This window comes from Pseudomonas sp. L-22-4S-12, from assembly GCF_009799935.1.
In the GTDB taxonomy this organism is placed as follows: domain Bacteria; phylum Pseudomonadota; class Gammaproteobacteria; order Pseudomonadales; family Pseudomonadaceae; genus Aquipseudomonas.
Window position 1 is genome coordinate 1022612 of the sequence record NZ_WELL01000001.1, and the last position, 12340, is coordinate 1034951.

The window sequence follows — 12340 nt, forward strand, 5'->3', positions numbered from 1 at the left end:
GCTCATTGCGCGGCCGCCAGCAGGATGCGCCCCGAGGAGCAGGCCGCCTCGCCGTTGCGATAGGCGAAGTACAGTTTGCCGCGCTCGGCGTCGAAGCGCAGGCTCAGTTGCAGGCGGTCGCCGGGGCGGACCAGCTGCTGGAACTTCAGCACTTCCATGCCGCAGAAGCGCGGCGGCAGGTCGGCAATCAGCTCGCGGGCCAGCTGCTGGGCCCAGTCGACCTGCACCACGCCGGGCAGCACCGGGGTCTGCGGAAAGTGGCCGGTGAAGTGCGCCAGATCCGGCGGTATGTCCAGTTCCAGCTGCCACTCGCCGTCCTGCTCGACGGCCGAGCGCGGCGCCACGCGGGTCGGCCGTTCGCTGGCCAGCAGCTGTTCGACATCGGCCTGGGCCAGTTTGCCCTGGCTGCTGTAGGGCAGCTCGGCGAGCAGGCGCCAGCGGCGTGGCAGGGCCAGCGCTTCGCAATGCCCGGCCAGGTGCTGGCGCAGGGTTTCGATCAGGGTCTTGCGCCCCTGGTTGCGCAGGGCGTGCAGGCCGCTCGGGCTGAGGGCGACCAGTGCGCCGAGGTAGGCGCGGCCCTGCTGGATCACGCCCAGGCGCGCGTCGGCGACCCACTCGTGGCTGAGCAGGGCCTGTTCCAGCATGGGCAGGGAGATGCGTTTTTCTTCCAGCTTGACGATGCGGTCCAGCCGCCCGCGCAGGACGAAGCGTCCATCGGCGCCGATCTCCACCGCGTCGGCGGTCTGTTCGCGCTGCCCGGCCGGCAGGTAGGGCGAGCTCAGGTTGAGCGCGCCGTCGGCATTTTGTCCCAGCTCGACGCCGGCGAACGGCGTCCAGTATTCGCCGTCCTGGCGCCAGGCGATGCCGCCGGTTTCCGAGCTGCCGTAGATTTCCGTCGGCCACTGGCCGAGCAGGCCGTGCAGCTCGGCGGCGGTGTCGGCCGGCAGGGCGCCGCCGGAGGAAAATACCCGGCGCACCCGGCCCAGGGCCGGCCAGTCGAGGTTGTCACCCATGCGTTTGAGCAAAGCCGGGCTGGCGATCCAGACAAAAGCCGGGTGCTGCAGGCTTTCCCGTTGCAGATCCTCGGGGAACGGCTGGGCGCGGCGCAGGAACGGGCGGCCGGCGCACAGCGGCCAGAGCACGCGGAACAGCAGGCCATAGATGTGCTGGGCGGCCACGCTGCCGAGAATGCTGGCACCGACAAGCTCGGCGCCCCACAGCTGTTCCAGGGCGTCCACCTCGTTGGCCAGCTGGCGCAGGGATTTGTCGATCAGCTTGGGCTCGCCGCTGGAGCCGGAGGTGCACAGGGTCAGGCGGCACTGGTCGAGATCGAGGGCGGCAGCGGGCAGTGGTTCGCCGTTCAGCGCTGCGTCGTCCAGGCTGTCCAGCCACAGCTCGACCTGGGCGCCCAGGCGCTCGCGGGTCTGCGCCTGCGCATCGGCGGGAAGCAGCACCTGCACGCCGGCGCGCCAGGCGCCGAGCAGGGCGATGGCCAGCTCGCCGGCATCCTCGATATGCAGGGCCAGGCGGCGTACGCCACGTGCCTGCAGGGCGCCGGCCAGGGCCAGGGCGCGCTGGCGCAGGGCGGCATGCGTCATATCCGGCGTTACCGGACGGCTCGGCTGAGCCTCCAGCAATAGATTGCCAAGGGGCAACCAGCTCATGCCTGTCTCCTTACACGCTGGCGCACCAGCCACTCACCGGCAAACAGCAGGCCCATCAGGCCGTAGGCGATCAGCCCGGTATACAGGGTCCACCAGCTCAGCGGTGCCCACAGGTTGAGGGCGACCACCACCAGGCCGTTGGCCAGAAAGAACAGCGCCCAGACCTGGGTCACGCTGCGCGTGTAGCGCACCGCCACGTCGGGCAGGTCGGGTTCGCTGAGGCGCGCCAGGCGCTCGATCAGCGGCGGGCCGAACTTCAGGCTGAGGCCGAACAGCGCCAGCAGCAGGCCGTTGAGCAGTACCGGGTACCAGCGCAGCAGCTCCGCTTCGCCGGCCAGGCCGAGCAGCAGGCAGAAGCCCAGGGCCACGCCGGCCATCCAGCGGTTGCCCGGCTTGCCGCGTTGCACCAGGGCGCGCGCCAGCCACAGGCCGCCGAGCAACAGGGCAAACACGCGCGGCGACAGGTGCTCCATGCCGAAATACACGGCAAACGGATAGAGCAGCCCCGCCACCACCAGCAGCAGGCCAAGCAACTTGCTCATGTTCAGTCTTGCGCCGGCGCGGCGTTGACCACCTGGTACACGGCCTCGACCACGTCGCCGACGGTGCGCACGGCCTTGAACTCTTCGGCGGCGATCTTCTTGCCGGTCTGGCGCTTGATATGGTCGATCAGGTCGACGGCGTCGATGCTGTCGATTTCCAGGTCCTGGTACAGGTTGGCGTCCAGGGTCACGCGCTCGGCGTCCAGTTCGAACAGCTCGACCAGGGCCTCCTGCAGGGTGACGAAAATCTCTTCACGGCTTTGCATCGCGGCGTCCTCAGGCGGCCTGTTTCGCGGCAACGAAGGCAGCCAGGCTGGCCACGTTGGCGAAATGTTGGCGGGTGTCCTTGGCTTCGGCGTCGATCTTGATGCCGAAACGTTTCTGGATCGCCAGGCCCAGTTCGAGGGCGTCCACCGAATCCAGACCCAGGCCGTCGCCGAACAGGGCCAGGTCGGCGGCGATGTCTTCGGCCACCATGTCTTCGAGGCCGAGGGCTTCGATGATCAGGTTCTTGATCTCAGTTTGCAGATCGCTCATCTGTTGCGAGCTCCTTCATAAAGTGTTGGTGCAGATGGTCGTTGAGTTTGCGCGAGGCGATGGGCAGCGGGGCCTGCGCGGTGAACTGCCGCGGGTCGATATCCTCGCCCACGCGCAGGCGAAAGTGAAAACGGCGCGACGGAATGCTGTACCAGGGCTCGGCCTTGGTCAGGGTGGTCGGGCTGACGCTGATCACCACTGGGGTCACCAGGCGCGCGCCGCGCACGGCAATGGCGGCGGCGCCGCGGTGGAATTCGGGATTGTGCCCCGGCGTGGTACGCGTGCCTTCGGGGAAGACGATCAGGGTCTGGCCCTGCTGCAGCGCGCCGGCGGCCTCGTCGAGCATGTCCAGGCTGCCGCTGTTGCTGATGAAGCCGGCGGCGCGGATCGGCCCGCGCATGCTCGGGTTGTCCCACAGGCTCTGCTTGACCACGCAGTTGGCGTCGCGGATGAAGGCGATCAGCACCACCACGTCGATCAGCGAGGGATGGTTGGCGATCACCATCTGCCCGGGGCGGCCGAGGCGTTCGCTGCCCTCGACTTCGTAGGTCAGCACGCCGCTGTGGTACATGAAACGGACGAACTTGTAGAAGGTCCAGCTGACAACGGCACGGGCGCGGGTGCGCCGGGTCAGGGCGTCGCCGGGCAGCAGGCCGAGCGCCGGGAACACCAGTACGCGCAGCAGCACGCCACCGATGCCGAACAGGCTGAAGCTGAGGGCGGTGGCGATCAGGCGCCAGGCGTAGGGGGCGCTGCGCTGGCTCAGGCCTTGTTGCATGACCAGCTCCAGTGACGGTTCTTGCAATGATGCTGCAGCGTGCGCTGGCCGCTGTGCAGGGCGCGCGCCAGCTCTAGGGCATGCGGCCACTCGGCGCGCGGCCCGCTGCCGGGCAGCAGGCTCAGCTGCCAGTCGTTGCCGGGGGTGAGCAGCAGGGCGACGGCGTAGGAAAGCGGCACGTCGTCGATAAAGGGGGCGTACAGCGCCGGCGGGGTTTCCTCGGCGACCACCAGCAGCACGGCGGGCGCGCCGTCGCCGAGCAGGCTGGCGGCTTCCAGCAGGCCCTGTTCGAGGCCGTCGGCTTCGCCGGCTAGGGCGCTCATTTCGCTGCTGTCGGCGCGCAGGATCGACCACAGGCCGATGATCGCGTTGTGCACCGAAAGGCTGAACTGGGTCGGCGATAGCGGCTCGTTGCGCGCCAGATCGGCGAGGATGTTCAGGGTGCGCGGGGTTTCCCCATGCCGGCTGACGAACACCAGTGGCAGCGGGCCACGGGCTTCGGCGATGGGCCAGGCGACGTGGAACAGTATGCGCGCCAGGCGGCTCAGGCGGCGGCGCTGCATGGCCGGGAGAAAGCTGACGTCGGGTTGCTCGCCGTTGTCGGCCAGGCGCCAGGGGGCTTGCAGCCAGGCCTGGCAGTCTTCGTCGGCGTCCAGCCCGGGAGCCCAGGCGCGCCAGCTGGCGATATTGAAATGTGTCACGCGGAGCTCTCTTCCCGGCCCCTTCTGGGCTTCCTTGTCTACAGCGACACCCCTGCCGGCAGGCGAACTGCGGCAAAAGTCATGGCGAGGTGCCGCTATTATCCCGTCAGCGCGCTGACTGCGCAAATTTTGACACAGTTGCCCGGGGCACACCTCTTGCGCTTTTTGCCGAATTCCTCGCCCTTGTTCGGCGCTTTGCATAGAATCGACCCCATTCGGGCTCAGGGAGGTGTGTCATGCGGCGAGTGGTGTTCAACCAGAAGGGCGGTGTGGGCAAGTCGAGCATCGCCTGCAACCTGGCAGCGGTGAGCGCGGCGGAGGGCTATCGCACCCTGCTGATCGACCTGGACGCCCAGGCCAACTCGACCCACTACCTGACCGGGCTGACCGGCGACGACATTCCCATGGGCATCGCCGAGTTCTTCAAGGGCAGCCTGTCGTCCGGGCCGTTCGCCAAGAAGGGCTCGGTGGATATCTACGAAACGCCGTTCGACAACCTGCATGTGGTCACCGCCACCGCCGAGCTGGCCGACCTGCAGCCCAAGCTGGAGCAGAAGCACAAGATCAACAAGCTGCGCAAACTGCTGGAGGAGCTGGGCGAGGACTACGAGCGGATCTACCTGGATACCCCGCCGGCGCTGAACTTCTACACCGTCTCCGCGCTGATCGCCGCCGACCGCGTGTTGATCCCCTTCGACTGCGACAGCTTCTCGCGCCAGGCCCTGTACGGCTTGCTGCGCGAGATCGAGGAACTGCGCGAGGACCATAACGAAGGCCTGGAAGTCGAAGGCATCGTGGTCAACCAGTTCCAGCCGCGCGCCACCCTGCCGCAGCAGCTGCTCGACGAGCTGATTGCCGAGGGCCTGCCGGTGCTGCCGGTCAACCTGATGAGCTCAGTGCGCATGCGCGAGTCGCACCAGGCCTGCATCCCGCTGATCCACCTGGACCGCAGCCACAAGCTGACCCAGCAGTTCGTCGAGCTGCACAAGCTGCTGGAAAGCTGATCTCCTGCAGATACAAGAAAGGCGCCCGAGGGCGCCTTTTTCTTTGTGGGTTACGGCGGCGGAGCTTCGCGGCTGAAGCCGCTCCTACGCAAAACGCGTCAGGCGGGGGCGCTTGGTGGCGGTTATTTGTGCAAGCCGCTCCCGTAGGAGCGGCTTCAGCCGCGAATGGTAGGAGCCAATCTGCCCGCAGCAAACCTCACGGCGCTCAACGCACCACAAACACGTCGCAGGGCGCCTTGTGCAAAAAGTGCTGGGCCAGGCTGCCGAGCAGGGCCTGGGACAGCGCGCCGCGGCCGTGGCAGCCGAGTACCAGCAGTTGCGGCTGGCGGCTGCCGATGCATTCCTGCAGGCCGCGCAGGATGCCGCCCTGCTTGATCTCGTGGGACAGGGTCGGGCTGCCGGGCGGCAGCTGCTGGGATTCGTCGGCGATCAGCTGGTCGATCAGGGCGTGCTGGGTCGCCAGTTGAGTGGCGCTGTCGGCCTGGTTCTTCTGCGGCTCGAACACATGCAGGGCGTGGATGTTGGCTTCGGCCGGCAGCAGGCGGCAGGCGCGGTTGAGGGCGGTGCAGGCGCACAGGGAGAAGTCCAGGGCGGCGACCGCCTCGCGGTAGGGCTGGGCCTCGTCGCGGGCCACCAGCAGCAGCGGCACCGGGCAGCGCCGGGCGATACGGTCGAGGGTGGTGCCGGAGAAGAATTCGTGGCGCTGGTGGTGGGCGCCGAGCACCAGCAGGTCGGCGCCGAGCTGCTGCACCTGCTCCAGCACGGCCTCGGCGGGCTTGCCCTGGCACAGCTTGAGCTCGCTGCCGGGCGGGGCGAACTGGGTCAGGCTGTTGTCCAGGGCCTGGTGGACGCGGTCCTGCTCGGCCTGGCCGAGGCGGCTGTCGAGCACGTGGAGCAAGGTCAGGCGGGCATTGTGCTGGCGCGCCAGCTGCGCGGCGCGGCGCAGGGCGAGGTCGGCAGTGCTGCGCAAGTCATGGGCGATAAGGATGTGCTTGATCATGTGGAATCCCCTCTGCGCCGCGAACTGCCGCGACGCGCTGCAACCTCTGGTGGGTTTTTAGTGTGACCCCCATTGATAGACCGGCTTTTGATCCGCGGCAAGTTCCGTGCGTCAGTGCTTGCGTAATTGATACAGCGCGCAGCTCTGCGCCACCACTTCGCCGCCGGCATCGCGCAGTTGCAGATCGAGGCGATACTCGGCCTTTCCCACGCGCTCGGCCTCGTCCTCGATGCGGGCGATCTCGGCGGCGTCCAGGCAGGCCTCGACCAGGATGTCGCTGGCGGCCGGGCGGCGGAAGCTCAGGTTCAGCTCCTTGACGATGGGGTAGAAGCGCTGGGCATCGAAGCTGGTGAGGAACAGCGCGCCGCCGGGGATTTCCGCCAGGGTGAACAGGGCGCCGGCGTACATGCTGCCGATATGGTTCTGGTTGCCCTCCAGCGGCATGCGCAGGCGCACGCGGCCCGGTTCGAGGACTTCGGCCTTGAGGCCGCAACGTTTGACGAAGGCGATCTTTTCTTCGGTGAACAGGCGGGCCATTTCGACGGGCAGTGGCATGGGCGGCATTCCTCGTGGGCGATGCCGTCCAGCCTAGCGGTTGCCGGGCGAGCGGCAATGACAGGCGCGCTCGTCGGGGCTGACCGATCCGCTCAGGCGCGCGGCATCCGCTGCGCACGGCGCACCCTGGGAACCGGCTCGCTCAGATGCCGTGCTGGTGTAACCAGCCGAGCAGTTGCGGCAGGGGCAGGGCACCGCTCTGGCGGGCCACTTCGACGCCGCCCTTGAGCAGGATCAGGGTCGGGATCGAGCGGATGCCCATTTCGGCGGACAGCTGCGGGTTGGCTTCGCTGTCCAGCTTGGCCAGGCGGCAGCGCCCCTGCAGCTGGCCGGCGGCCTGCTCGAAGATCGGCGCGAAGCTGCGGCATGGACCGCACCAGCTGGCCCAGATATCGATCAGCAGCGGCAGGTCGCCCTTGTTCTGCGCGGCGAAGTTGGCCTGGGTCAGCGCGAAGGGCTTGTTCGGCAGCACTTCGGCCTTGCACCGGCCGCAGCGCGGCGCATCGCCCAGGCGTTCGCCGGGAATGCGGTTGAGGCCGTTGCAGTGCGGGCAGGGGATCAGCAGGGGGTGGCTCATGGGGCTCTCCTTATTGCCTGTTAGATTGAGGCGCCTGGGAGGGAATACAAGCCTGGGGTACACGGCTGCCGTGGCAGCGGCTTCAGCCGCGATGCCTCGAACGCATCGCGGCTGAAGCCGCTCCTACAGGGCACGTCGGGTTACTGGCGGGCCGCCTCCAGCGCCTGGGCCAGGTCGGCGAGGATATCGTCGCTGTGCTCGATGCCGATCGACAGGCGCACCATGTCACGCGGCACGCCGGCGCGCTGCAGTTCCTCGTCATTCAGCTGGCGGTGGGTGGTCGAGGCCGGGTGGCAGGCCAGCGACTTGGCGTCGCCGATATTGACCAGGCGCACCACCAGCTTGAGCGCGTCGATGAAGCGCGCGCCGGCATCAAAGCCGCCGACTATGCCGAAGGAGAGGATCGAGGCCGGCTTGCCGCCCATGTAGCGCACGGCCAGCTCATGCTCGGGATGATCGGGCAGGCCGGCGTATTTCACCCAGGCCACCTGCGGGTGGTTCTGCAGGTAGTGCGCCACCTTGAGGGCGTTCTCGCAGTGCCGTTCCATGCGCAAGGCCAGGGTCTCCAGGCCTTGCAGGATAAGGAAGGCGTTGAACGGCGACAGCGCCGCACCGGTGTTGCGCAGCGGCACCACGCGGCAGCGACCGATGAAGGCCGCCGGGCCGAAGGCCTCGGTGTAAGTCACGCCGTGGTAGGACGGGTCCGGGGTGTTGAGCAGCGGGAAGCGCGCCTTGTTGTCGGCCCAGGGGAACTTGCCGGAGTCGACGACTATGCCGCCGATGCTGGTGCCGTGGCCGCCGATGTACTTGGTCAGCGAGTGCACGACGATGTCGGCGCCGTGCTCGAACGGGCGGCAGAGGATCGGCGTGGCCACGGTGTTGTCGACGATCAGCGGCACGCCGTGGCGGTGTGCGGCATCCGCCAGGGCCTGGATATCGACGATGTTGCCGGCCGGGTTGCCGATGGATTCGCAGAACACTGCCTTGGTCTTGTCGTCGATCAGCGCTTCCAGGGCGGCGATGTCGTCGTGGGCGGCGAAGCGGGTCTGGATGCCGAAGCGCGGCAGGGTGTGGGCCAGCAGGTTGTAGGTGCCACCATACAGCTTGGCCACCGAGACGATGTTGTCGCCGGCCTCGGCCAGAGTCTGGATCGCGTAGGTGATGGCCGCCATGCCGGAGGCCACGGCCAGCGCGCCGACCCCGCCTTCCAGCGCCGCCACGCGCTCTTCGAGCACGGCATTGGTCGGGTTCATGATGCGCGAGTAGATGTTGCCGGCGACCTTCAGGTCGAACAGGTCGGCGCCGTGCTGGGTGTCGTCGAAGGCGAAGGAGCTGGTCTGGTAGATCGGTACCGCCACCGCCTTGGTGGTCGGGTCAGGGCTGTAACCGGCGTGGATGGCCAGGGTTTCCAGTTTCATGCATGCGCTCCTTCGGGGCAGATTGGAAGGTTCGCAGCATGGAGAAAACGCCAAGGCCCGGTCAATGCGCTGGAGCAATGAAACGGGCTTTGCTTTGGAACGATAGGTGCTGAGCTTATGCCGCTACGCCGGTACCAGCGGCCAGAACCAGGGAATGACGAAGCTGGCCACCACCCAGAGAATCAGGTTGAGCGGAATGCCGACCCTCATGAAGTCGGTGAAGCGATAACCGCCGGCGTTATACACAAAGGTGTTGGTCTGGTAGCCGATGGGCGTGGCGAAGCTGGCGCTGGCGGCGAACATCACCGCGACCACGAAGGCGCGCGGGTCGACGCCCAGGTGCTGGGCCATGCCGATGGCAATGGGGGTGACCAGTACCGCCACCGCGTTGTTCGACAGCACTTCGGTGAGGATCGAGGTGAACAGGTAGATGAAACTCAGCATCAGCAGCGGCCCGGCCCAGGGTAGCCAGCCCATGACGTTCTCCACCATCAGCTTGACCAGGCCGACCTTGTCCATGGCGATGCTGATGGCCAGCATGCCGAAGATCAGGCTGAGAATCTTCCAGTCCACCGCCTTGTATGCGTCTTCCACATCCAGGCAGCGGGTCGCCAGCACGACCACCGCACCGATGATCGCCAGGCCTTCGATGGGCATCACGCCGAAGGCGGCCAGCAGCATCACGGCCAGGGTGGCGATGATGGCGATGGGCGCCTTTTCACGACGGAAGGAGCGTTCCTGCACGGTGTTCAGGCTGATCAGCTCGCCGTTGTCGGCGAAGCGCTTGATCTGTGCCGGGGTGCCTTCGACCAGCATCACGTCGCCGAACTGCAACTGGAACTCGTCGAGGTTGCCGGAAACGTTCTCGTCCTGGCGGTGCACGGCCAGCACGGCGATGCCGTAGCGCGCGGTCAGGTCGAGGTCGCGCATGGGGCGGTGGCTGTAGCGCGAGTTGCGCCCGACTATGGCCTCGGCCAGCACCACGTCGTGGCTGGAGATGGTTTCGAAGGCTTCGCTGCGACTGAAGCTCAGGTGGCCGCTGCCGCGCAGCTCGACCACGTCCTTGACCTGGCCGTGGATCACCAGCTGGTCGCCGGCGGCCAGCAGGGTGTCATGGCCCGGTTCGGTAATTTCTTCCTGATCGCGGAAGATCTTCAGTACCTGCAGGCCGCTGCCGCCGTTGAGGTTGGCCTCGGCCAGGGTCTTGCCGATCATCGGCGAGTCGTGCGGCACCAGCAGCTCGCTCATGAAGGTGCGATCCAGGTCCGGGCGCAGCTGCTTGGACAGGGTCTCGCGCTCGGGCAGCAGGTGGCGGCCGATGGTCAGCAGGTAGGCCATGCCGGCGGCAGCGAGGATCAGCCCGGCGCCGGTGATTTCGAAGATGCCGAAGGGTTCCAGGCCGGCCTTGCGTGCCACGCCGTCGACCAGGATGTTGGTCGAGGTGCCGATCATGGTCAGGGTGCCGCCGAGGATGGTGGCGTAGGACAGCGGGATCAGCAGCTTGGACGGCAGGGTGCCGGCGCGGCGGGCCAGGGAGATTGCCACCGGGGTGAGGATGGCCACCACCGGGGTGTTGTTCAGGCCGGCGGAAATCACCAGGGCGGTAACGGTCAGCCCGGTAAGCACGCGAATCGGGCTGGTGCCGACCAGGTCGCCGAGCCAGTTGCCCAGGGCGTCGATGCAGCCGGTGCGCTCCAGCGCGGCGGACAGCACGAACATGCAGGCGATGGTCACCGGCGCCGAGTTGCTCAGCACGCTGAGCACTTCCGCCGGGGTCAGCAGTTGGGTGACCAGCAGCGCGGCCACGGCAATGGCCGCGACGATATCCGGACTCCACTTCTCGCGGACGAAGGCAACCAGCACCCAGACCAGCAGGGCGGCGACGAAAAGCAGGGGTAGCGAGTCCCAGGACATGGGCTTCCTTTAGCGTGCGAATCTCGTACGAGGTATCGGGCACGCGCTAGGCGGCCGCACAGGGGCGAAAAGATAATGGCCTTCGCTTAGATAGTCTAAGAATGTTTGGATAGGTTTATATGCTTATTCGGTTTAATCGATAGGCCATATTCGTGCGGGCTGGCATCAGGACGAGCAGCTGATTTCCAGGTGCTTGCCCCATTCCGGCGGACGTTCGGCGTAGCGGGCCATGCCCGGCTGCTCCTCGAAGGGGCGGGCGAGTACCGCGTGCAGCTCGCGCACCGGGGCGTAGTCGCCGGCCTCGGCGGCTTCGATGGCCTGCTGCGCCAGGTAGTTGCGCAGCACATACAGCGGGTTGACCGCGTGCATGCGCGTGCGCCGCTCTTCCTGGCTGCCGTTCTCGCGGGCGCTGCGGGCGCAATAGGCGCTGGCCCAGGCGTCGAAGGCGGCGCGGTCGAGGAAGTCATCGCGCAACTCGGCCACGGCCGCGTCGGGCGCCTGCTCGCCCAGGCGGCGGAAGAACTGGTGGTAGTCCACCGCGCCGCCCTGCTGCATCAGCTGCAACAGCTGCTGGATCAGCTCCTCGTCGTCGTCCTCGGCAGTGCTCAGGCCCAGCCTGCGACGCATCAGGTCGAGGTAGTGCGCCTGGTACAACGGCAGGAACAGGGCCAGGCTTTCGCGCAGCTGCTCGACCTCGACCAGGGGCGTCAGCGCCTGGCCGAGGGCGGCCAGGTTCCACTGGGCGATCGGTACCTGGTTGCTGAAGCTGTAGCGGCCGCTGTCGTCGGAGTGGTTGCAGATATGGTTGGCGTCGAAGTCGTCGAGGAAGGCGTAGGGGCCGTAGTCGAAGGTGATGCCGAGGATCGACATGTTGTCGCTGTTCATCACCCCGTGGCAGAAGCCGTAGGCCTGCCACTGGGCGATCAGCGCGGCGTTGCGCTCCACCACTTCGCGGAACAGCGCGGCGAAGGGCTCGGGCTGCGCCTGGCACTCGGGGAAGTGGCAGGCCAGCACGTGCTCGGCCAGCTCACGCAGGCGCTCGTGCTGCTGGGTGTAGTAGAAGTACTCGAAGTGGCCGAAGCGCACATGGCTCTGCGCCAGGCGCAGGACCATCGCCGCGCTTTCGCGCTTCTCGCGCCACACCGGGGTGCTCGAGCCGGTCACGCACAGCGCGCGGCTGGTGGGGATGCCCAGGGCATGCAGGTATTCGCTGGCGAGGAATTCGCGGATCGAGCTGCGCAGCACCGCGCGGCCGTCGCCCATGCGCGACCAGGGTGTCTGCCCGGCGCCTTTCAGATGCAGGTCCCAGTGCTCGCCGGCGGCGTTGACCACCTCGCCCAGGAGCAGGCCGCGGCCGTCGCCCAGGCGCGGGTTGTAGCTGCCGAACTGGTGTCCGGAATAGACCATGGCGCGCGGCTCGGCGTCGCTCCACAGCTTGTGCCCGGCGAAGACCTGGGCGAACAGCTCGGAGTCGGCCTCGGCCGGGTCGAGGTCGAGCAGGGCCATGGCCGCCGGGCTGGCCACCACCAGGCGCGGCGCCTCGATCGGCTCGGGCAGCACGTGGCTGGAGAAGGCGTCACCCAGGCGGGCGTAGCGGTTATCGAAAACGAGGTCGGTGAGGGCTTTCACTGCAGGGCTCCGCGACAATTC

The 12340-nt window shown here is 67.4% G+C and carries 13 protein-coding genes; 1 reads left to right on the forward strand and 12 read right to left on the reverse strand.

Features of this window, described 5'->3' with window-relative positions; genetic code table 11:
• Positions 1–2 precede the first annotated feature (2 nt).
• From F3I16_RS04660 to F3I16_RS04685, 6 genes are read right to left on the reverse strand one after another with little or no spacing between them, the layout of a single operon-like run.
• Positions 3–1664, reverse strand: a complete 1662-nt coding sequence (locus tag F3I16_RS04660; protein WP_160492548.1) for an acyl-CoA synthetase family protein — start codon at positions 1662–1664, stop codon at positions 3–5.
• The gene (locus F3I16_RS04665; protein WP_160492549.1) at positions 1661–2206 is read right to left on the reverse strand and encodes a hypothetical protein; all 546 of its coding nucleotides are present in this window, start codon (positions 2204–2206) and stop codon (positions 1661–1663) included. The genes F3I16_RS04660 and F3I16_RS04665 overlap by 4 nt, the downstream gene beginning before the upstream one ends.
• Before the next feature lie 2 nt (positions 2207–2208).
• On the reverse strand, positions 2209–2472 hold the full coding sequence (locus tag F3I16_RS04670) for an acyl carrier protein (RefSeq protein ID WP_160082829.1): 264 nt from the start codon (positions 2470–2472) through the stop codon (positions 2209–2211).
• 10 nt (positions 2473–2482) lie between these two features.
• On the reverse strand, positions 2483–2743 hold the full coding sequence (locus F3I16_RS04675) for a phosphopantetheine-binding protein (RefSeq protein ID WP_160489397.1): 261 nt from the start codon (positions 2741–2743) through the stop codon (positions 2483–2485).
• Positions 2724–3521 carry a 1-acyl-sn-glycerol-3-phosphate acyltransferase gene (locus tag F3I16_RS04680; protein WP_160492550.1) on the reverse strand — a complete coding sequence of 266 codons (798 nt, stop codon included), beginning with the start codon at positions 3519–3521 and terminating at the stop codon, positions 2724–2726. Before F3I16_RS04680 ends, F3I16_RS04675 begins: the two co-directional genes overlap by 20 nt.
• Positions 3506–4222, reverse strand: coding sequence for a beta-ketoacyl synthase chain length factor (locus tag F3I16_RS04685; RefSeq protein ID WP_372239594.1), 717 nt, complete (start codon positions 4220–4222; stop codon positions 3506–3508). Before F3I16_RS04685 ends, F3I16_RS04680 begins: the two co-directional genes overlap by 16 nt.
• 236 nt (positions 4223–4458) lie before the next feature.
• Here F3I16_RS04685 and F3I16_RS04690 point away from each other — a divergent pair, with 236 nt between their 5' ends.
• Entirely contained in the window at positions 4459–5226 is a 768-nt protein-coding gene (locus F3I16_RS04690; protein WP_160489394.1) for a ParA family protein, read from the forward strand.
• A gap of 205 nt (positions 5227–5431) precedes the next feature.
• Here F3I16_RS04690 and F3I16_RS04695 read toward each other — a convergent pair whose 3' ends face one another.
• From F3I16_RS04695 to selO, 6 genes are all read right to left on the reverse strand, one after another.
• Positions 5432–6226, reverse strand: coding sequence for a universal stress protein (locus F3I16_RS04695; RefSeq protein WP_160492552.1), 795 nt, complete (start codon positions 6224–6226; stop codon positions 5432–5434).
• A 111-nt stretch (positions 6227–6337) separates the two neighbouring features.
• Positions 6338–6781 (reverse strand): PaaI family thioesterase, encoded by a 444-nt coding sequence (locus F3I16_RS04700; protein ID WP_160492553.1) that lies wholly within the window; start codon positions 6779–6781, stop codon positions 6338–6340.
• Positions 6782–6923: 142 nt separating this feature from the next.
• Positions 6924–7358 (reverse strand): thioredoxin TrxC, encoded by a 435-nt coding sequence (gene trxC / locus F3I16_RS04705; RefSeq protein ID WP_160492554.1) that lies wholly within the window; start codon positions 7356–7358, stop codon positions 6924–6926.
• Between the two features lie 140 nt (positions 7359–7498).
• On the reverse strand, positions 7499–8776 hold the full coding sequence (locus tag F3I16_RS04710; RefSeq protein ID WP_160492555.1) for a bifunctional O-acetylhomoserine aminocarboxypropyltransferase/cysteine synthase: 1278 nt from the start codon (positions 8774–8776) through the stop codon (positions 7499–7501).
• Positions 8777–8899: 123 nt separating this feature from the next.
• Positions 8900–10690: an SLC13 family permease gene (locus F3I16_RS04715; RefSeq protein ID WP_160492556.1), complete on the reverse strand. Its 1791-nt coding sequence runs from the start codon at positions 10688–10690 to the stop codon at positions 8900–8902.
• A 165-nt stretch (positions 10691–10855) separates the two neighbouring features.
• On the reverse strand, positions 10856–12319 hold the full coding sequence (selO, locus tag F3I16_RS04720; protein ID WP_160492557.1) for a protein adenylyltransferase SelO: 1464 nt from the start codon (positions 12317–12319) through the stop codon (positions 10856–10858).
• Positions 12320–12340: the final 21 nt, after the last annotated feature.